15 protein-coding genes and 1 riboswitch are annotated in these 21,124 nt (G+C 68.8%); of the genes, 7 read left to right on the top strand and 8 right to left on the bottom strand.

Annotation, left to right across the window (positions count from 1 at the left end; all coding sequences use genetic code 11):
* Positions 1-31 precede the first annotated feature (31 nt).
* From F1599_RS04360 to F1599_RS04350, 3 genes are all read right to left on the bottom strand, one after another.
* Entirely contained in the window at positions 32-856 is an 825-nt protein-coding gene (locus F1599_RS04360; protein WP_150082312.1) for a DUF4198 domain-containing protein, read from the bottom strand.
* A 71-nt stretch (positions 857-927) separates the two neighbouring features.
* The gene (locus tag F1599_RS04355) at positions 928-1,479 is read right to left on the bottom strand and encodes a DUF2271 domain-containing protein (protein WP_150082311.1); all 552 of its coding nucleotides are present in this window, start codon (positions 1,477-1,479) and stop codon (positions 928-930) included.
* A 13-nt stretch (positions 1,480-1,492) separates the two neighbouring features.
* Positions 1,493-2,221 (bottom strand): PepSY-associated TM helix domain-containing protein, encoded by a 729-nt coding sequence (locus tag F1599_RS04350; protein ID WP_223819455.1) that lies wholly within the window; start codon positions 2,219-2,221, stop codon positions 1,493-1,495.
* Between the two features lie 410 nt (positions 2,222-2,631).
* Here F1599_RS04350 and F1599_RS04345 point away from each other — a divergent pair, with 410 nt between their 5' ends.
* The 3 genes from F1599_RS04345 (at position 2,632) to F1599_RS04335 (ending at position 6,413) form a co-directional block, all read left to right on the top strand.
* A complete protein-coding gene (locus F1599_RS04345; RefSeq protein ID WP_150082310.1) occupies positions 2,632-4,185 on the top strand; it encodes a methyl-accepting chemotaxis protein in 1,554 nt (517 codons plus the stop codon).
* Between the two features lie 219 nt (positions 4,186-4,404).
* Entirely contained in the window at positions 4,405-5,568 is a 1,164-nt protein-coding gene (locus F1599_RS04340) for an asparaginase (RefSeq protein WP_150082309.1), read from the top strand.
* A 551-nt stretch (positions 5,569-6,119) separates the two neighbouring features.
* Positions 6,120-6,413: a hypothetical protein gene (locus F1599_RS04335; RefSeq protein WP_149318613.1), complete on the top strand. Its 294-nt coding sequence runs from the start codon at positions 6,120-6,122 to the stop codon at positions 6,411-6,413.
* Between the two features lie 41 nt (positions 6,414-6,454).
* Here F1599_RS04335 and F1599_RS04330 read toward each other — a convergent pair whose 3' ends face one another.
* A complete protein-coding gene (locus F1599_RS04330) occupies positions 6,455-7,366 on the bottom strand; it encodes a DMT family transporter (protein ID WP_150082308.1) in 912 nt (303 codons plus the stop codon).
* 485 nt (positions 7,367-7,851) lie between these two features.
* Positions 7,852-10,671, bottom strand: coding sequence for a bifunctional diguanylate cyclase/phosphodiesterase (locus F1599_RS04325; RefSeq protein ID WP_190286301.1), 2,820 nt, complete (start codon positions 10,669-10,671; stop codon positions 7,852-7,854).
* Positions 10,672-10,916: 245 nt separating this feature from the next.
* Between F1599_RS04325 and F1599_RS04320 the strand changes: the two genes are divergently transcribed.
* From F1599_RS04320 to F1599_RS04305, 4 genes are all read left to right on the top strand, one after another.
* Positions 10,917-12,995 carry a sensor domain-containing diguanylate cyclase gene (locus tag F1599_RS04320; RefSeq protein WP_223819454.1) on the top strand — a complete coding sequence of 693 codons (2,079 nt, stop codon included), beginning with the start codon at positions 10,917-10,919 and terminating at the stop codon, positions 12,993-12,995.
* A gap of 171 nt (positions 12,996-13,166) precedes the next feature.
* The gene (gene fumC / locus F1599_RS04315) at positions 13,167-14,573 is read left to right on the top strand and encodes a class II fumarate hydratase (RefSeq protein ID WP_150082306.1); all 1,407 of its coding nucleotides are present in this window, start codon (positions 13,167-13,169) and stop codon (positions 14,571-14,573) included.
* A gap of 165 nt (positions 14,574-14,738) precedes the next feature.
* Positions 14,739-15,722 (top strand): GGDEF domain-containing protein, encoded by a 984-nt coding sequence (locus F1599_RS04310; protein ID WP_150082305.1) that lies wholly within the window; start codon positions 14,739-14,741, stop codon positions 15,720-15,722.
* Between the two features lie 133 nt (positions 15,723-15,855).
* A riboswitch (glycine riboswitch) is annotated at positions 15,856-15,972 on the top strand.
* Positions 15,973-16,028: 56 nt separating this feature from the next.
* Positions 16,029-17,366 (top strand): D-amino acid dehydrogenase, encoded by a 1,338-nt coding sequence (locus tag F1599_RS04305; RefSeq protein ID WP_149318608.1) that lies wholly within the window; start codon positions 16,029-16,031, stop codon positions 17,364-17,366.
* Positions 17,367-17,913: 547 nt separating this feature from the next.
* On the opposite strand, the gene F1599_RS04300 is transcribed toward F1599_RS04305, so the two are convergent.
* The 3 genes from F1599_RS04300 to F1599_RS04290 form a co-directional block, all read right to left on the bottom strand.
* Positions 17,914-18,708 carry an SDR family NAD(P)-dependent oxidoreductase gene (locus F1599_RS04300; RefSeq protein ID WP_149318607.1) on the bottom strand — a complete coding sequence of 265 codons (795 nt, stop codon included), beginning with the start codon at positions 18,706-18,708 and terminating at the stop codon, positions 17,914-17,916.
* A 117-nt stretch (positions 18,709-18,825) separates the two neighbouring features.
* Complete coding sequence (locus F1599_RS04295; protein ID WP_150082304.1) at positions 18,826-20,283, bottom strand: ATP-binding protein; 1,458 nt, start codon at positions 20,281-20,283, stop codon at positions 18,826-18,828.
* Positions 20,283-21,089, bottom strand: a complete 807-nt coding sequence (locus F1599_RS04290; protein WP_150082303.1) for a response regulator — start codon at positions 21,087-21,089, stop codon at positions 20,283-20,285. Before F1599_RS04290 ends, F1599_RS04295 begins: the two co-directional genes overlap by 1 nt.
* Positions 21,090-21,124 lie beyond the last annotated feature (35 nt).

Below are 21,124 nucleotides of genomic sequence, written 5' to 3'. Positions count from 1 at the left end.
GGAGGACCCAACTCGACCCAACGCGCCGCGCTTACTGCGGCAGCACCTCGAAGGTCGCCATATAGGCCGCGCGGCGCGCCTTGGCGGGCTTGATCGAAACCTTGTCATCGCGCACCTCGGCCTCGATCCAGTACATGCCCGGCGACGGCCACTTGACGGTGAACTTGCCGTCCGCATCGGTCTTGACCTTCATCTCGCCGAGCTGGTCGCGATAGCGATTGCCGCCCGGCACCACCTCGACCTCGACGTTGGCCGCCGGCTTGCCGTCGAGCAGCAGGCGGAAATTGGCCGGCTCGCCCGCGAACAAGTCGTTCGGATGCGTGACGGGGGCCAGCTCCAGCCCGCGGCCGGTGGTCTTCAACGCCTGGGTGGTCGGCTTGCCGGCGGTCACGAAGGTTTCGAGCCGGCTCTCGGACTGGGTCACCTGCAGGTCCTGGGCGTTGGCCGGCACCTTCTGCGCGAAGTCCTCGGCCGAGCCGCGCCAGCGCTTGGTCTGGCCGTTCTCCTTGTAGCTGGCGAACAGGCCGTTGTTGACTACCGCCAGCTTGTAGGTGCCCGGCGCGGTCAGGTGCACGTCGAAGGTGCTGCGATAGCGGCCGGTGCTCTGGTTCTCGGCCTTGGCCGGGCTGCCGTCCGGTGCGCTGACGCTGAGGTTGTCCAGGCGCAGCGGGAAATGCTCGAAGTAGAACAGGTCGTTGGACACCGCCGCATCGACGGTCACCCACGGATCGCTGCCCGACAGCACGGTGGCCGACGGCAGCAGCCATTGGCGGTGGGCATGCGCCGACAGCGGCAGCAGCGCAACCAGGGCCAGCGCGGACAGCCTGGCGGAGAGGGACATCGCGGAACGGTTCATCGAGGGCTCCAGGGCACGGGATCGGAAATGGACGGATGGAATGCGGCGGGCGGCGGCGCGGGGCACGACGCTCACGGCTTCAGGCTGACGGTGACGGCGCCCAGCTCGTGCTGGCCCTTGGCTTGCGCCGACTTGGAACCTTCCGGCGGCCAGGCGAACGGCACGCGCAGCAGTTCGCGGCCGCCGACTTCGCGCGCGGCCTCGACCACCAGCTGGTATTCGCCCGCGGGCAGCTTGGCCAGCGGCGCCTTGCCGTCGGTGAAGGTGACGGTGTGTTCGCCCGGTGCGCGGGTCGCGCCGGAAATGCCGTCGGCCGGCATCCGCAGATCGCGGCCGGCCTTGCGCCACCACTGGCGCATGTCCTTGAGCCACTTGGTGCCCTCGGCGTTCTTCAGCTTGACGTCGTACCAGACCGACAATGTCGCCACCGGGCTCTGGTCGGCGCGCTCGAGCCACATCGCCACATAAGGGCGGTGGTATTCGGCGACGCTCAGGCGAGGGATCTCGACCTTGACGTTCATCTCCGCCGCCGCGGCGGGCGCGGCGAACGAGACCGCCGCCAGGCCGCTCAGGCCACTGAGGCCGCCCAGGCCGGTCATGGAGACGTTAAGCAAACGACGCATACAGGGAACCTCGTCAATGGATAAACAGGATGGCCAGCAGCAGCGGTGCCACCAGCCCCAGGCCGACCAGCGGCCAGGTGGCGACGCGGGCGCCGGCGTGCAGCTTCAGCAGGAACAGGCCGGTCACGCAGAACACCAGGCAGGCAAACGCGAACAGGTCCAGGAACAGGCTCCAGGCGCCGCCGGTGTTGCGGCCCTTGTGCAGATCGTTCAGGTAGGAGATCCAGCCGCGCGTGGTCAGCTCGTACTGCGTCTCGCCGCTGTCCAGTGCGACGCTGACCCAGGCATCGCCGCCCGGGCGCGGCAGCGGCACGTAAATCTCGTCGGGAGACCATTCGGCCTCGCGGCCATGCGCGTCGATATCGAATTCGCGCTGCAGCCAGTCGGCGAGTTCGGCGGGAACCGGGCTCTTGTCCTGGGCGGCGTTATTTCCGCGGTTGCCGGTATCGCCGTTTTTGCCGCTATTGCCGCTATTGCCGCCGTCGCTGCTATCGCCGTTCGTGCCCGCCAGGGCCGCCTTGCGGGCCTGCAAGGCCGCCAGCACCGGGGCCGGCGCCTCGGCATTGCGAACCACGACCTTCGGCTCGGCCTCGATCTGTCCGGCATGGTTCAGCGTGAAGCCGGTCACCGCGAACAGCAGCATGCCGATCAGGCAGAGCGCGGAGCTGATCCAGTGCCATTGGTGAAGGTGCTTGAGCCAGAACGCCCGGCGCTGCTGCGCCGCGCCCATATGGGATTCCATACGCGGCTCCAAAGGGGGTTCCAGGCGGGATTCGGTCATGACTGTGTTCCGGCGCTACTGCGTGTTGCTCGTCGCCGGGGCAATGCGGCGTGCGGGACGGCGGCGCAGCGACTTGCCGCAGGCTCTCTCGCCGTCCGTCGTCGGCCCGTCGTAACGGGAGTTTCAGGAGACCGAAAGAATAATTGTTCTCATTTGGTCCTGCAATGCGCGCGTGATTAATAAGTATTACAGCGCATTTCACGCGAGCCTAACTTGTAAGTAAGTGCATGTAACTTTACGCGTACTGCCACGATTGTGCCCGCATTTGCACTCATGGAAAGCCCTAGGCCCTCCTCGGTCAAGTTTGTCCGCCGGTCCGCCGTTATGCCGCGGACAAACACAATTTTTACGGTGGACCACGGGGAAACACGATGCTGGAACGTCTTAGCTTGAGAAAGAAATTGCTGCTGCCATTGGTGCTCAGCTGGGTGTGCCTGTTGGCGCTGCTGTTGTGGGATGCCTGGCAGATGCGCAACATGCGGCTCGACGAGCGGCGCACCGACCTCGTCCATGTCACCGAGACCGCGCTGTCGGTGGTCAAGGCCTACGAGGCCGAGGCGAAGGCCGGCAAGATGACCGTCGAACAGGCCAAGGAATTCGCCGTCGACAAGGTGCGGGCGATGCGTTTCGGCAGCGACGGTTACTTCACGCTGATGCGCTCGGACACCGTGGTCGTGATGCATCCGATCAAGTCCGAGATGAACGGCAAGAGCATGGCCGACTTCAAGGATCCGGCCGGCACCTACCTGTTCCGCGACATCGCCGAGATCGGCAAGGGGCCGGGCACCGGCTTCGTCCACTACCTGTGGCCCAAGCCGGGCGCGGAGGCGCCGCAGCCCAAGCTCAGCTATGTCGCCAACTTCAAGCCGTGGGACTGGAACTTCATCTCGGGCGTCTATCTGGACGATATCGACGCGGCCTTCCGCGCCTCGCTGTGGCAATCGCTGGGGCTGCTGCTGGTGATCGGCACGCTGATGAGCCTGGTCGTCGTCCGGATCGCGAACGGCCTGCACAAGCAGCTTGGCGGTGAGCCGGCGCTCACCTCGCATATCGCCAGCCGGATTGCGGAAGGCGATCTGGCCAGCCGCGTCGAGGTCGCGCCCGGCGACCAGCGCAGCGTGCTGTTCGCAATGGCCCAGATGCAGCAGCGGCTGACCGGCGCGATCGGCACCATCCGCGGTTCGGCCGATTCGATCGCCGGCGCGGCCAAGCAGATCGCCGCCGGCAACGCCGACCTGTCGCGCCGCAGCGAGGAGCAGGCCGCCTCGTTGGAGGAGACCGCCGCCAGCATGGAGCAGCTGACCAGCACCGTGCGCCAGACCGCCGACAACGCCCGCCAGGCCAGCCGGCTGGCCGAAGGCGCGTCGGAGATCGCGGTGCGCGGCGGCGAGATCGTCCATCAGGTGGTGTCCACGATGGGCGAGATCAAGGACGCGTCCGGCAAGGTGGTCGACATCATCGGCGTGATCGAAGGCATCGCCTTCCAGACGAATATCCTGGCGCTGAACGCCGCCGTCGAAGCGGCCCGCGCCGGCGACCAGGGCCGTGGCTTCGCCGTGGTGGCCGGCGAAGTGCGCAGCCTCGCTCAGCGCAGCGCCACCGCCGCCAAGGAAATCAAGGCGCTGATCGGCAACTCGGCGCAGCGCGTCGAGGACGGCTCGGCGCTGGTCGAGAACGCCGGCAAGGCAATGGGCGAGATCGTCGAGGCGGTCAAGCGCGTCACCGACCTGATCGGCGAAATGTGCGCCGCCACCGAGGAACAGACCGGCGGCATCGAGCAGGTGAACCAGGCCGTCACGCAGATGGACCAGATGGCGCAGCAGAACGCCGCGCTGGTCGAACAGGCGGCCGCCGCCGCGGCTTCGCTGGAAGACCAGGCCGACGCGCTGCACCGCGCGGTGGGGACGTTCCGGTTGGCGGCGTGATCTGGAAGACCCAGGCGGGAGGGTGACTTGGCATGTTGACGGGACGTGCTGGGTGCCTCTGGATGGCCTACCGTGTCGTGTGTATAGTCCACGCTCTGCGCTTGACGTAAGCCGGTGAACATCCGGCCCGCGAGCGCAGGGACTCAATACCAACAAGGACAGTTGCACACGGCCGCGCGCTCACAAGGCGACGCGAAGCCATCCATTCAGAGGAGCATCATGGCCCGTACCACCACCCTTCACCCCGTCCGTCCGATCGCCGCGCTACTGCTTTGCGCCGGCCTGCTCACCGGCGCCGCCCACGCACAGACCGTCGTCGCACCCGCCGCACCCGCCGCGACGACGGCTCCGGAAGCCGCCACGGCCCCTGCGGCGACCGCGCCGAGCCAGGTCCGCAAGGCCAATATCGTGATCGTCGGCACCGGCGGCACCATCGCCGGCGCCGGCGCCTCGGCCATCAATACCGCCGCCTACCAGTCCGCGGTGGTGCCGGTCGACAAGATCATCGCGTCGGTTCCCGAAATCTCGAAGGTCGCCAACGTCAAGGGCGAGCAGATCTTCCAGATCGGTTCGGAGAGCTTCAACAACGAGCGTCTGCTCAAGCTCGGCAAACGCGTCTCGGAACTGCTGAAGCAGCCGGACGTGGACGGCGTCGTGATTACGCACGGCACCGACACCATTGAAGAGACGGCCTACTTCCTGAACCTGACGCTCAAGAGCGACAAGCCGGTGGTGGTGGTCGGCTCCATGCGTCCGGGGACGGCGCTGGGCGCCGACGGCGCGCTGAACCTGTACGACGCGGTGCTGGTCGCTTCCAGCCCGGAGTCCAAGGGCAAGGGCACGCTGGTGGTGCTGAACGACGAGATCCACACGGGCCGTGACGTCACCAAGAGCAACACCTTCAAGACCGAGACCTTCCGCTCGCCGTTCGGCCCGCTGGGCTACGTGGTCGAGGGCCGCACGCTGTATTACCGCCTGCCGGCTCGTCCGCACACCACCGCGACCGAATGGGACATCGACCGGATCGACCGCCTGCCTGAAGTGGCGATCGTCTATGCGTACGGCAACGCCAACCCGGGCAGCGTCGACGCAGCGGTCAGGAACGGCGCCAAGGCGATCGTCTATGCCGGCACCGGTAATGGCAGCGTCGGCGAGTACATGGTCGAACCGCTGAAGGCCGCACGCGCCAAGGGCGTACAGATCGTCCGCGCCTCGCGCACCGGCAGCGGCGTGGTCATCCGCAACGGCGAGCAGCCCGACGACAAGTACGACTGGGTGGTGGTGGACGACCAGCTGCCGCAGAAGGCGCGCATCCTGACCGCGTTGGCCTTGACCAAGACCAACGACACGCGCGAGCTGCAGAAGATTTTGTGGAAGTACTGAAGTCTCGAAACGCTGACGCGCCGAGGGTGGCTGCCCGTCTGCCCTCGGCGCCCTCCATCAAAGGAGGAGTAACAGGATGTATCTCCCCCAATCAATACTTGTAATGAGATCAATTCTCATTTACTATCGCATCACTGTCTGACGACGCCGACACCCGAGTTTCACGGTGGCGTCGCAGACCAAGCCGGCAGCGCAACGCTCGCGCCCGCCGCACGAATTCCGCGACGCCGCCTGGCGGTGTCCGACAACCGTCTTTTGTGGGGACCGCTCCGTACCGCGGAGCGTTTGGCAGTAGCCAGTCGCCGGAGGATCAGGGAAGCAACCAGACCCCGCTTTCTTGATCGCCAAACTCCGTCGGCAAGCAAAGCCACCTTTTTATTCCTGGCGCCGTGCTTCTGCACGGCGTGTCTTTCCGGGCGCCCGTCCAGGGCGCGGCAGCCGGAACTTCCGTCGCCCGGCGCGCTTCTCGCGCCGGCGCATCGAGCGCCTTCCACTGGCTGTCCGCCGCTTCGCCATGCCGGCCCACCCGATGGCACCGATGGAGCTTCGCGATGGAACGCCTGTTCAAGCCGTTGACCGAACTGAAACGCATCCTGGCGCGGCAGTTGCGCGAGCAGCCGGGTTGCCATGATTGCCAGCTGCGCGCGGTGTGCGTGCACCGGCCGGACCATACCGGCTGCAACTGGAGCGCGGAAGTCGACTTTCCCGAACGATGCGACGACGATGCCGTCCGCGACCTGCGCCATGCGCGGCAGGTCATCATGCTGGTGCGCGAACGCTATAACGTCACCGCCGCCAGTCTTGCGGGCCAGGGCGGCCGCGCGGCAGGGGCGACTCCCGCCTAGGCGAGCCGACGCCTTCTCATTCGATCACGATCGCAGACCGCTCACGGCCGCCCGGCGGCCGGCACCGCCGGCACCGTCGCCGGCCTCAACACCAGCCACAACGCCACGCCGATCAGCGCCCCGCCCACCGCGTGCGCCCAGGACAGCGACTCGCCCAGAAACACCGCGCCCCACACGATGCCGAACGGCGGAATCAGGAAGGTCACGCTGAGCGCCCGCACCGGTCCGATATCGGCGATCAGCCGGAAGTAGAGGATGTAGGCCAGCGCGGTACAGACGATGCCCAGCGCCGCCATCGCCGCCCAGACGCCGGCACTGACCGCGGGCAGCGTGTTCTCGCGGACCAGGGCCGCCACGCAAAACGGCAGCAGGAACAGCGTCGCGCCGACCATGCTGCCCGCTGCCACCAGCCGCGCATCCAGCCCGCCCTGCTGGCTGATCCAGCGGCGCGTCAGAAAGCCGGCCAGGCCATAGCAGGCGGTGGCGGCGAGGCAAGCGAGCGCACCGAAAAGCACTTCAAGACTGAACGCGACCGGTCCGGTCCGCGTCAACACCGCGACGCCGGCCACGCCGATCAGTACGCCCGCGCCCTTGGCCAGCGTCATGCGTTCGGCGAAAAACAGCGCGCCGATCAGCACGCCCATCAACGGCGTCATGGCGTTGAACACCGCCGAATAGCCGGCCGGCAGCCACAGCGCGGCCACCGAGTACATCACGAAGGGGATGCCGGAATTGACGGCGCCGAGCACCATCACGCGGCCCCATTTGCCGCGCATGTCCCAGCGGATACGCAGCGCGGCGAGGATTACCGCCAACGCCAGCGCACCGATGACCACGCGCACGAAGGCGGCGGTCAGCGGACCGAGCACCGGCGCGCCGACACGGATAAAGAGAAAGCTGGCGCCCCAGATGGCGGACAGCGACAGCAGGCGGAGGAAATCGGCGGGAGTCATGACGGGATCGGCGCTTGTGGCGCGCGGTGAATGCGCGGTGAATGCGCGGGGGTGTGCGTCGAGTGCGCGACTGTGCGCGGATGGGCGGATTTGACCCCTGTCGTCCGCCAATGGCAAGCCGTTTTCGGACATGCGCATCGCCCCGGGACGGCGATCGGCGATGTAAGGACGCAACTGTTGCGCGACGGCATCAGCTTGACCCCACAACGGAAAGGGTAAATATTACAAGCAGTGACAAAACGCCTTAAGTGAATTAAACTCTGACCTGCGCCAGAGTTAATTGACCCCTCCGACGCATTCCCGACGAGCCGCCAGGCAACTGGCGGCTTCTTTTTTTGGTGCCGGGATTGCCGGGATTGCCTGATTGCGGAGATCGCGGAAGGCTCGGAGACCGCGAACCCCCGAGGGCCGCACCGTACGATCCGCCGCCGCGCGCCCCACGCCGAAACGTACCCGTTTCTGCGAACCCCCTCGCCAACGCGGCGCTACACCGGCTGCAACGTCACGCCCTGCTCGCAGCGCTCGATCAGCTCCGCCAGCGGCACGCCGGCACCGAACAGGAAGCCCTGCACCGCGTCGCAGCCCTGCTCCCGCAGGAAGTGGAACTGGTCGGCGGTTTCGACGCCCTCGGCCACCACCTGCAGCCGCAACTGATGGCCGAGCGCGATGATCGCCGCCACCACCGCGCGGTCTTCGTCATTGCTGTCGCCGCCGGCGAGGTTGGCGACGAAGGAGCGGTCGATCTTCAGCTTGTTGATCGGCAGCCGCGTCAGATAGCTCAAACCCGAATAGCCGGTGCCGAAGTCGTCGATCGACAGGCCCACACCGAGCGCGCGGATGCCGCGGAACGCCTCGATGGTCTGCGGCGTGCCCTCGATCAAAATGCCCTCGGTGACTTCGATCGCCAGATTGCGGGCCGGCAGCCCGCTTTCGCGCAGGCAGCGGTCGACCAACTCGGGAAAGTCCGCCTGCTGCAGATGCGGCGGCGAAATATTGACCGCGACCTCGAGGTCGATGCCGGTGCGCATCCGCAGCGTCTGGATTTCGCGGCAGGCGGTCGCCAGGACCCATTCGCTGATCGGCACGATCAGCCCGCACTGCTCGGCGATCGGGATGAACTGACCCGGCTGCATCGCGCCACGCTCCGGGGTGTGCCACGACAGCAGCGCCTCGACGCCGACGATGCGCTGGCTGGCGGTGTCGACCAGCGGCTGATAGCGCAGCGTGAATTCCTGCTCGACCAGCGCGCGCCGCAGCAGGCCCTCGATGGTGAAGCGGGCCAGCGACGCCTCCTTCATGTCCGGCGAGAAGCGGCGCACCTGGCCGCGGCCGCCCTGCTTGGCGGCATGCAACGCCGCATCGGCCGCCTGCAGCAGGTCGGCGACGGTATTGCCGTCTGCCGGGAACAGCGCCATGCCGATCGACGGCACGACGCGCAGCCGTACGCCGCCCAGCCGCAATTCCTCGGACAGCCGCGCGACGATCTTGGCGGCCGCCAGTTCGGCCTCGCTTTCATCGGCGATGTCCGACAACACCACGGCGAACTCGTCGCCATCCATCCGCGCCGCCAGGTCGGCCCGGCGCACGGCGGCGCGCAGCCGGTCGGCCATGGTGCGCAGCACGTCGTCGCCGACATGGTGTCCGAGCGAATCGTTGATGCGCTTGAATTGGTCGAGGTCGATCAGCAGCAAGGCAACCCGTCCGTCACGGGCACCGATCGCCTGCAGCAGCGCGTCGGCACGGCCGCTCAGATAGTCGCGGTTGGGCAGCCCGGTCAGCGTGTCGTGGTGCGCGAGATGATCGATATAGGCATCGGCGCGCCGGCGCTCGGTCAGATCGTGGGCAATCGCCAGGTAGCCGCCGGCGCCGTCCTCTCCCGCGTCGCCTTGGTGCCTGCCGGCGTCGCCACCGGCCCCCGGCAGCGGCAACAGCGTCAATTGCACGGGCAGCGTCGAACCGCCCTTGCGCACGTAATGCCAGGTGTGCTCGTCGACCAGCCCGAGGCGCGGCTTGGCGATCAGCGCTTCGAAACCCGGCGCCACCGGCTGGCCCAGTTCGGCGGACAGTGCGCGGGCCCGCGCGGCGAGTTCTCCCGGTTCGTGCAGCGCGCTGTACGGAATGCGTCCGACCAGTTCGTGCGCCTGGTACCACAGCATCTGCTCGCCGGGGCGATTGATCGAGGTGATCGTGCCGTGCCGGTCGAACCCGATCACGCAGATCGGCGCATGGTCGAGCAGGCGCGCGTGCCGCTGCGCCACCACGTCGGCCGACTGCCTGGCACGTTCGGCGTTGCGGCGCCGCGCGGCCAGATGCCACACCAGAGCGCCGAGCAGCACGGTGCCGAGCGTGCCGGCCGCGATCACCAGCGGTACCGGGGCGGGGCCGCCGTCTTCGAAGGCGGGCAGCGTGCTCGCGCGCACGGTCCAGGTCTGGCCGCCGAACGACAGCTCGCGATCGAGTTGGCGCAGCGGATGCGAATGCGTGCGCGGCGCCGCCTCGCCGCCCGCCCGGGCCAGCAGCACGGTGCTGGCGGCGGAGGGCCGCCCCTGATACAGCGACAGCGAGAGCTTGCCGCCATGGATCGCCGCGGCATCGGCAAGCAGGTCGCCGAGCCGGTAGGCGGCATAGACATAGCCGAGCACGGCGTGCCGGCGCTCATCCACCGCGTTCAGCGGCATGCCGTTGCGGTAGACCGGCAGATACAGCACCGTGCCCTGCAGCGCGACGCTGCGATGGGCCTCGCGCAGCAGCGTCACGCGGGAAGTCATGCGCGCCTGCATCGCGTCGCGCGCCGCTTCTGCCGCCGCGCGGCGGGCCGGGTCGGACAGATGGTCGAAGCCCAGCGCGCCGATGGTGCGGCCGGCGAAGGGCTCGACATAGATGCCAGGCGCGTAGACCTCGCGCTCGCCGCGCGGAAACACGTCGAAGGCGGGCAGGCCGTCGGCGCGGACGGTGTCGATCAGCGCCTCCAGCCCGGATGCATCCGTCAATCTGGCATAGCCGACCGAGTGGATGCCGGCCGGCAGATCGTCGACCTGCGTGGCAAGCATATAGGCGCGCCATTGGTCGCGCGTGGTGTCGGGATCGGCCCCCAGCAGGCCGCTGGCTCCGCGCAGCAGACGCTCGCCGGTGTCGAGACGCTGGCGCACCGCCATTACGCTCGCCGTCAGCATCGCATCGAGGCGCTGCGCGGCGGCCCGCTCGCTCCACGCGGCGGTCTGCACGGCGGCCACCGCGGTGACGCAGGCGCCGGCGGCCACGACCAGCAGAGCCAGGACGGCAGGAGGAAGCGAAGGCAGTTTCATCGCGGTAGCAAGGCGGCGGGGCGGCGGGGCGGCCTGGATTGGGGCGCCGGAGCGTGGCGCCAGAGCGGTGACCGGCACCGATGCCGCTGGCGTCCAGGCTCCGATCACGGCTTGGACTATACCGCGCGAAATGCACTTTGCGACAGCCGCCAGGCCCGCCCCGGCTACTCGCACCATGCCGCTCGATGTGATACGGTGACGCCTACGGAACCCGCCGACCCCGGGGAACGCCCTTGCGGGCACGCATGCACCCGTCCCCCTTGCTCGACGCCTCGCCCAACGCACCGCAGAAAGGACCGCCCGACACACCGAACGACGATCGCCGCGCGCAAGCGCCCGCGGCACAGACACGTCGTCCGCGTTTCGCGCTGTCGTTGACGACCCGCATCGCGCTGGTCACCGCCGGTCTGTCGACCGTGCTTGGCGCCGCCATCGTGGTCGGCTCGCTGCAATCGGCCCACGCCGATCTGCGTGACGCCCTGCAGGCGCAGCAGGATTCCGTGGTCAAGCTGACCGCGGAGCAACTGGACACGGCGGTCAGCGATCGCCTGATCTTGCTCGAACACCTGGCCCCGCAATTCAAGACCATGATGGACGCGCCGCCCGCCCAGTTGCAGGCGATGCTCAGCCGCGCGCTGCCGATTCCCGGCACCTTCAACAGCGCCGTCGTGGTCGACGCCAGGGGCATGCTGCTGGCCCGCGACGGCACCGTGGTATCGGTCGCGGACCGCACCTACTTTCGCGAGACCGCACGCACGCTGGCGCCCGTGATCAGCCCGCCGATCCGGGCGCGGGCCGATGGTTCGGTCGGCGTGCTGCTGGCCGTGCCGATCGTCTCGGACGACAAGACCTTCCTCGGACTGGTAGGCGGCTGGATCGACCTGGGGCGCTCCAACTTCCTGGTGGAGGTGCCGCACAGCCCGATCGGCAGCACCGGCTTCTATTGCCTGGTCTCGGCCGGGCCCCAACCGGTTTACGTGCAGCACCGGTTGCAGCAGCAGGTGGGACGACCGGCGCGCGCGCAGGGCGAGACCTGCGGGGTGCAGGCGCAACCGGCCACGTTCGAATTCCTGACCCCGCGCCAGCCGGTCATCGCACGGTATCTGATGGCCACCACCGGCTGGGAACTGGTCGCGGTGCTGCCGGCCAAGGAAGCCTTCCAGCCCTTGCACGCGATGCAGCAGCGCTTCCTGCTGTGGTCCGCGGTGGCCGTCGGCATGGTGGCGATGCTGAACTGGTTCGCGGTGCACTGGATGTTCGCGCCGCTGGCGCAGTTGCGGCGCGTGGTGCGCGACAGCGCGCGCGACCTGTCGGCCTTCGAGCGGCTGTCGACCGATCGCCACGACGAGATCGGCGTGCTGGCGCGCGCCTTCGCCCGGCTGATGCGCGACGTGCGCGAGCGCCGCGAACAGCTGCATCGCAGCGAGGCGCGCCTGCGCGCGGTCACCGACACGCTGCCCTCGCTGCTGGCCTTCATCGACACCGAAGAGCGCTACGTCTTCAACAACCTCGCCTACGAGCGCACCTTCGGCATTCCGCTCGATCAGCTGCGCGGCATGACGCTGCGCGAGCTGCTGGGCGAGGCCCGCTACGCGCGCATCCAGCCGTATCTGCAGCAGGCGCTGGCCGGCACCGCGGTCACCTTCGAGACCGAATTCCACGACCCCGACTACCACTGCACCGAGACCAATTTCCGGCCCGAGTGGAGTGCCGACGGCAGCCGCGTCGAGGGCGTGCATGTCCACGTGCAGGACATCACCGCGCGCAAGCTCGAGACGCTGCGGCTGGCGCAGATCTCGCGCCTGGACCACCTGACGCAGCTGCTGAACCGCAGCGCCTTCGAGACGCGGCTCGCCGAGGCGATGGCGCGCAGCCGTTCGCAGGAGCGCTTGATGGCGCTCCTCTACCTCGACATGGACCGCTTCAAGGCGGTCAACGACCACTATGGGCACGCGGCCGGCGACCAGCTGCTGCAGAGCTTCGCCAAGCGCGTGCAGCGCTGCGTGCGCGAGCGCGACGCGGTGGCGCGCCTGGGCGGGGACGAGTTCGCCATCGTGATGGAGGACATCGACCGGCCCGATGTCGCGGTGCGCGTGGCCGGGGCGATCCTGCATTCGGTGGGCCGGCGCTTCTTCATCGAGGGCGCCTTCGTCGACGTCAATGTCAGCATCGGCATCGCGCTGTACCAGGGTGCCCCGATCACGTGGCAGCAGCTGGCCAAGGAGGCCGATGCGCTGCTGTACCGCGCCAAGGACGGCGGACGCGGCCGCTTCGAGATCGGCCCGCCGGAGCTGGCGAACCGGTCGCGCGAGGCGCGCTCGTAGGGCCGCCTTTGCCGCCTTCGCCGCCTTTGCCGCCTTCGCCGCCTTCGCCGCCGGGGCCGCCCTGCGTCGGCGCCACGGGCGGATCCGGCAGCGGCGGCACCGGCGGCAACCCGAGCATTGGCGGCGTATCCTAGAAGACCGATTCGTACCGTTCGTTCACAGGAGCCAGTCATGTCAGACCAGCAGCCCCCAGCGACCCGCATCGAACAGGACAGCCTGGGCCAGGTACCCGTCCCCGCCGACCACCTGTGGGGCGCGCAGACCGAGCGCTCGCGCCAGAACTTCCGCATCGGCAACGAGAAGATGCCGCCGGCGCTGATCGAGGCATTTGCGATCCTGAAGCTGTGCGCGGCACGCGCGAACCGCGAGCTGAACGTGCTCGACGCGGGGCTGGCGCAGGCGATCGAACAGGCCGCGGAGGAGATCATCGCCGGCCAGTGGCCCGACGAGTTTCCGCTGTCGGTCTGGCAGACCGGCTCGGGCACGCAGACCAACATGAACCTGAACGAGGTGATCGCCAACCGTGCGATCCAGCTGCTCGGCGGCGAGGTCGGCAGCAAGCGGCCCGTTCATCCCAACGACCACGTCAACGCGAGCCAGTCGTCGAACGACAGCTTCCCGACCGCGATGCATATCGCCGCGGCGCGCGCGGTGCAGCGCCAGCTGCTGCCGGCGCTGGAGACGCTGCAGAAGACGCTGGGCAGCAAGGTCGAGGCCTTCGCCGATATCGTCAAGGTCGGCCGCACCCATCTGCAGGATGCCGTGCCGCTGACGCTGGGCCAGGAGTTCTCCGGCTACCAGGCGCAAGTCGCCGACGCGCAGGCGCGGCTGCACCATGCCGTGCTGCGCGCGATGCCGGTGCCCCAGGGCGGCACCGCGGTCGGCACCGGCCTCAATGCGCCGGCCGGCTTTGCCGCCGCCTTCGCGCGCGCGCTGGCCGACTACACCGGCCTGCCGTTCGAGCCCGCCGCCAACCGCTACGCGCTGCAGGCCGCGCACGACGCGCTGGCCGACCTGTCGGGCGCGCTCAATACCACGGCTTCGTCCTTCCTGAAGATCGCGCGCGACTTCATGCTGCTGGGCTCGGGCCCGCGCGCGGGCTTTGCCGAGCTGCAGCTGCCGGCCAACGAGCCGGGTTCGTCCATCATGCCGGGCAAGGTCAATCCGACCCAGGCCGAGGCGCTGGCGATGGTCTGCTGCCGCGTGATCGGCAACCACACCACCATCACGCTGGCCAACGGGCTGGGCACGCTGGAACTGAACGCCTACAAGCCGGTCATCGTTTACAGCCTGCTGCAGTCCGTTACACTGCTGGCCGACGCGGCGGCCAGCTTCGCCGAACACATGGTGGCCGGCGTCGAAGCGGACCGGGCGCGCATCGCCGAGCTGCTCGAACGCTCGCTGATGCCGGTCACCGCGCTGAATCCGCATATCGGCTACGACAAGGCGGCCGAAATCGCCAAGCTCGCGGTGGCCCGCAACCTGTCGCTGCGCGAGGCGGCGATCGCCTCCGGCCATGTCACCGCCGAGCAGTTCGAGCAGTGGATCGATCTGAAAGGGATGACGCGCGAGGTGTAGCGCCGCGGCGCACCGGTGCTGGCGGACACGTCCACGACCGCGCATGCGGCCGCCCACACATGGAACGACCCTATCGACCGGCCCCGCGCTGCCGCGGCGGCCGGCGACAAACCCGCTTGAGACGGGCAGACGACGATCGGGGATAACAACGATCGCATTGACGAGATGATTCCTGCTCCCATTCCCGCCGATGACCAGCGGCGCCTCGACGCGCTGTACTCGCTGAACCTGCTCGATACCGCCGCCGAAGAGCGCTTCGACCGGCTGACCCGCCTGGCCAGGCGGCTGTTCGACGTGCCGATCGCGCTGGTCAGCCTGGTCGATGCCAGGCGCCAGTGGTTCAAGTCCTCGTTCGGCCTGGCCGCCCGCGAAACGCCGCGCGAGCAATCGTTCTGCGGCCATGCGATTTTGCGCGACGACCTGCTGATCGTGCCCGATGCGCTGCAGGACCAGCGCTTTCACGACAACCCGCTGGTCACGGGCGCGCCCGGCGTGCGTTTCTATGCCGGCTGCCCGCTCGCGGTACGGGGCGGCGCCAAGGTCGGCACGCTGTGCCTGATCGACACCGAGCCGCGCGAGTTCGACAAGGACGATCAGGCGCTGCTGCACGATCTGGGTCGCCTGGCCGAGCAGGAACTGGAGTCGGCGCAACTGGCCTCGATGGACGACCTGACGATGCTGTCGAACCGCCGCGGCTTCTCGGCGCTGGCGCAGCATGCGCTGGCGGTCTGCCAGCGCCAGGGAATGCCCGTCACACTGCTGTTCTTCGACATGGACGGCTTCAAGGCCATCAACGACCGCTTCGGGCACGCCGAGGGCGATCTGGCGCTGGCCGCCTTCGCCGACCACCTGCGCCAGGCCTTCCGCGAGTCCGACCTGATCGGACGCCTGGGCGGCGACGAGTTCGTCGTGCTGCTGGTCGACGCCTCGGCCGACCAGTGCGACGCGATGCTGGCCCGGCTGCGGCAAGTCGTGGACGCGTACAACGCGCAGAGCCAGCGCGGCTATGCGCTCGATTTCAGCGCCGGCGCGGTCGCCTTCGATCCCGCCCGGCACACCGGCATCGCCGACCTGCTGGCGCAGGCCGACCAGGCGATGTACGCCAACAAGGCACGCAGGAAGGGAACGCCGCCCGCCGCGCCACAGTAACTCGCGTTGCGGCCGCCGCCGCGCCGTGTTACTGTCCGCCCATCCAGGAGAAAGCGAGCCTGCGGCGCGACAGCGCGGCGGCAGCGCTGCCGAAGGCGTACCCCCGAAACGCTCAGGTACCGAAGACTGGAGACGACAACGAACTGGAGAGCGCCGCCATCATGGTTCAGCGATGACGGCCGCCGAAGGGGCAAACCGGGTCCGGGGCGGACGCGGTGAATCTCTCAGGCAAAAGGACAGTGGGGGCAGCCGGGTTGGCATCGACGATGCCGGCCGGCTGCCCCTTTTTGCATCCTGGAGCCTGAAATGAAAGTCATCGTGATGGGGGCCGGCGTGATCGGCGTGGCCTCGGCGTGGTATCTGTCCAAGGCCGGCCATGAGGTCGTCGTGCTCGAGCGCAATGCCGGCGCGGCACGCGAAACCAGCTTCGGCAACGGCGGCCAGATCTCGGTCAGCCATGCCGAGCCCTGGGCCAACCCCTCGGCGCCGCTGAAGCTGCTCAGCTGGCTGGGACGCGAGGACGCACCGCTGCTGTTCCGCCTGCGCGCCGACCCGGCGCAATGGTCGTGGGGGCTGAAGTTCCTGCGCGAATGTCCGGCCCGGCGTTCCACCCGCAACATGATCCAGCTGCTCAACCTCGGCACCTACAGCCGCGCCAGCCTGCAGGCGCTGCGCGCCGAGACGGGCATCGAATACGATCATCTGACCCGCGGCATCCTGCACTTCTATACCAGCCAGAAGGAATTCGACGCGGCCATCGAGCCGGCGCGCATCATGCGCGAGCTGGGCTGCGAGCGCCGCGTGATCGGTCCCGACGAAGTGGTGAAGCTCGAACCGGCGCTGGCCTCGATCGCGCCGCGGCTGGCGGGCGCCACCTACACCAGCGAGGACGAGTCCGGCGACGTGCACCGCTTCACCACCGGGCTGGCCGCGCTGTGCGAGGCGCGCGGCGTGCGCTTCCGCTACGGCGTGCGCGTGCAGCGGCTGCTGGCGGAAGGCGGTCGCATGCGCGGGGTCGAGATCGCCGACGAGACCGGCGCCTACACCGTCGAGCAGGCGGACGCCTACGTGCTCGCGCTCGGCAGCTTCAGCCCGATGCTGGCGCGGCCGCTCGGCGTCAAGCTCGATATCTATCCGGCCAAGGGTTATTCGGCCACGCTGCCGGTGCTCGACCCGGAGCGCGCGCCGAGCGTCAGCCTGACCGACGACGAGTACAAGCTGGTGTTCTCGCGTCTGGGCGACCGGCTGCGCATCGCCGGCACCGCGGAGCTCAACGGCTATTCGATGGAGCTGAACCCGGTGCGCTGCGAGGCCATCGTGCGGCGCACGCTGGAGATCTTCCCCGGTGTCAGCCGTCCCGAACTGGCGCGCTACTGGACTGGCCTGCGACCCGCGACGCCGGGCAACGTGCCGTATATCGGCGCGAGCGCGGTGCAGGGGCTGTACCTGAACACGGGCCATGGCACGCTGGGCTGGACCCACGGCTGCGGCTCGGGACGCGCGATCGCCGAGCTGATCAGCGGCCGCGTGCCGGAGGTGGACTTTGGCTTCTGCGGTCCGCTGCCGGAGGCGCCACGGATGGCGCGGCCGCTCGCACCGGTGGTGGCGGCGCGTGCCGCCGCGTCGGAGCCGGCAGAGGTTTGATCCGGGGTTTGATCCGGGGTCTTATACGGATCTGATACGGATCTGATACGGGCCTGAAACAACGACACCGGCGCGGCATGGCATCGCCATGCGCGCCGGTGTTTTCGTTTCATCGTTGGCGTGGATGCGTCCGGGCACGCCTCGGGCACGCCTTGGAGATGCATCAGGACAAGTATCGGAACACGTGCCGAGCATGCATCGCGCACGCACCGGGCCCCGCATGCCGGCGAAAGCGTACCCGTTTCTGCGTGCCCCTCGCGCAAACCGTACCCGTTTCTGCGTACCCGTTCGCGAGCGTCGATGGGCCGGCTGATTGCGATGAAACCGCCGGTAAAACCGGCGTGCCGGCAGGCGATGGATAGCGGCGCCGTACCCGTTTCTGCGTCGCGCGAACTCAATCAATATGGACGCCGCGCGCAAAGCGTACCCGTTTCTGCGTGCCTGGCAGCGGTGCGAAACCAGGTCCGGCATGACGGTGCGATGCACGGCATCGCACCGTCACGCCGTCGCACCATGGCACCGTCGCATCATCCCGCCATCGCCAGGCTCAGGCGATGGTATCCACCACGCCACCATCGACCCGCAACGCGGCACCGGTGGTCGCCGATGCCTGCGGCGAACAGACGTAGACCACCATGTGCGCGACCTCCTCCACCGTGGCCGCGCGCTGGAGGATCGAGCTGGGCCGATGCGCCTTGACGAACTCGGCGGCCGCCTCCTCGATCGACAGCCCCGCCTTCTGCGCGTCCTCCCGCAGCATCTCGCGCAGGCCGTCCGACAGCGTCGGCCCCGGCAAGACCGCGTTGACGGTCACGCCGGTGCCGCTGAGCCGTTTGGCGAGGCCGCGCGATACCGCCAGCTGCGCGGTCTTCGAGAAGCCGTAATGGATCATGTCCTCCGGCGTGTTCAGCGCGGACTCCGACGAGATGAACACCACGCGGCCCCAACCGTTCGCCGCCATCGCCGCCGTATACGCCCGCGCCAGCCGCACGCCCGACATCACGTTGACATCGAAGATGCGGGTCCAGTCCTCGTCGCTCAGTTCATAGAAGTCGCGCGGACCGTAGATGCCGGCGTTGTTGACCAGAATGTCCACCGCCGGCTCGGCGGCCACGATTGCATCGCAGCCCTCGGCGCCGCCGACGTCGGCCGCGACGCCGCGCACCGTGGCGCCCGGCACCTCGCGCACCACGTCGGCAATGGCGCCCTCGACGGTGTCCTGCTTGCGGCCATTGACGATGACGGTGGCGCCGCTGCGCGCGAGGCCGATGGCGATGGCCAGCCCGATGCCCGCGGTCGAGGCGGTGACAAGGGCGGTCTTGCCGGTGAGATCGATCTGCATGAGTACCTCCTGAATCAGTGGGACAGCAGGGCAGAGGATGCAAACGGTTGGCGAAAGCCGTACGCAGAAACGGGTACGCTATTGGAGAAAATCGCCACCACCGCCGTATGCCGCGGACTAGTGGCGGCGTTCGCCTCGTGCGTCGCCCGCTGCGGGAAACACCACGCGCACCCGCAGCCCCGGCTCGTTATCTTCCAGCGACAGCGTGGCGCGATGCACCTGGGCGATCTCGTCGACGATGGCCAGGCCCAGGCCGCTGCCGCCGCTCGGTGCATCGGGCAGGCGGTAGAAGCGATCGAGCACGCGGGCGCGCTGCTCGGGCGGGATGCCGGGACCGTTGTCCGCGACCATCAGCGCGACGCGGCCCGCATCCGCGCGCTGCACGCGCACGTCGACCTTGCCGCCGGCCGGCACATAGCGCAGGGCGTTGTCGATCAGATTGGTCAGCAGGATGCGCAGCGCGTCGGGGTCGCCCTGCACGGTCAGCCCGGCCGAGTCTCCATCGCGGCCATCGTGACCGTTGTCGCCATCGTGACCAACCCGACCATGGCGACCATCCCCACCATGGCGACCATCGGCACCGCCGTCGCCATCGGTAGTGTCGAGCCCCAGGTCGATATGCCGATCGAGGGCGGCCTGCGTCATCTCGCCGACCACCGTTGCGGCCAGCTCGCGCAAGGCGACCGGCTGATGGCCAGCGACGGCCGCGCCGGGCTCGTGGCGCGCGAGGGTCAGCAACTGCGTCACCAGATGCGTCAGCCGCTCGAGCCCGTCGCGCAGATTGCCGACCGCCTCGCGGCGCGCCGGCTCGCTGTCGGCGCGTTCGACCAGTTGCGCCTGCAGCTGCAGCGCGGTCAGCGGCGTGCGCAGCGCGTGCGCGGCATCGGCGATGAACGCGCGCTGCGTGTCGATCGCGTCGGACAGCCGCGCCAGCAGCAGGTTGAGCGCCTCCGTCAGCGGCGCGATCTCGGCCGGCATCTGCGCCACCGCCAGCGGCGACAGCGCATTGGCATCGCGCTTGCCGACCTGCCGCGCGATCTCGCGCACCGGCCGCAGTCCGCGGCCCACCGCCAGCCAGACCATCCAGCCCAGCAGCGGCAGCAGCAACAGCAGCGGTGCGACGGTGCGCAGCGCCATCCGCGCCGCCACTTCGCGGCGCGCGCTCATCGGCTGCGCGATCTGCACCACCGCCGGCCCGAGCTGCACGCTGTAGATGCGGAACTCGCCGTCGTCGGTGCGCACATTGGAGAAGCCGAGCTCCGCGCGCGGCGGCAGCGACGGCCGCGAATGCGACAGATAGAGGCTGCGGCCGGTGCCGTCCCAGATATGGATGACCACGTCCTCGTCGGAACGGAACAGATTGTCGGTGCCGGGCGGCAGCGGCGGCGGCAGCGATGGCATCGCCGGGCCGCTGAACTGGCTCGGCAGCGCGAGCGCGACCTGGCGCATCTGGTAGTCGAACAGCGCGTTGGCCTCCTGCCGGGCCTGGCCGTAGATCAGCGCGGTGGCCGCGGCGATGCCGGCCAGCAGGCCGAGCGCCAGCCACCACAGCAGGGTCCGCTGGATCGATCGCATCAGCGCGCTCCTCCAGCGGCTTCATTGTCCTTGCCGCCGTCTTTCTTGCTGCCCGTCTCGCTGCCCGTCTCGCTGTCCTTCTCGCCGCCGTTGTCCCCCTGCTGCACGCCTTCATCGAGCTTCGGGCAGACATAACCGACACCGCGGATATTGCGGATCAAACCCTGGCCGAGCTTCTTGCGCAGCGCGTGGATATAGACCTCGACCGTGTTGCTGCCCACCTCGTCGTCCCAGCCGTACAGCTTCTCCTGCAGCTGCGGCACCGACCAGACCTTGCCCGGACGCGCCAGCAGCGCCGCCAGCAACGCGTATTCGCGCGCCGACAGATGGACCGGCTCGCCCGACAACGTGACTTCGCGCGTGGCCGGATTGAGCACGATGGCGCCGTAGCGGACCAACGGCTCGGCGCGGCCCTGCGCGCGCCGAGCCAGCGCGTGGATGCGGGCCACCAGCTCCTGCAGGTCGAAGGGCTTGACCAGATAGTCGTCGGCCCCGGCGTTCAATCCGGCGACGCGATCGGCGACCGCATCGCGCGCGGTCAGGATCAGCACCGGCGTGGCGACGCCGCGCGCCCGCATGCCGGACAACACATCAAGACCGGATCGGCGCGGCAGGCCGAGATCGAGCAGCACCAGATCGTGCTGCCCCTCGGCCGCGCCGCCGGCGGCGACGCCGGGCGGTTGCGTAGCGGCCGACAGGCCGGCCTCGCCGTCGCGTACCCAGTCCACCGCGAAGCCTTCCTGACGCAGCGCCAGCCGCACGGAATCGCCGATCATCGTGTCGTCCTCGATCAGCAGCACACGCATCGCTTCGCTCCGTTCGTTCGCCCCGCCGGGCGTGC

Origin of the sequence: Cupriavidus cauae (assembly GCF_008632125.1) — a bacterium.
Taxonomy (GTDB): Bacteria; Pseudomonadota; Gammaproteobacteria; order Burkholderiales; family Burkholderiaceae; genus Cupriavidus; species Cupriavidus cauae.
The sequence above is the reverse complement of the archived record's forward strand: the minus strand, read 5'-3'. Positions and strand labels throughout refer to the sequence as shown.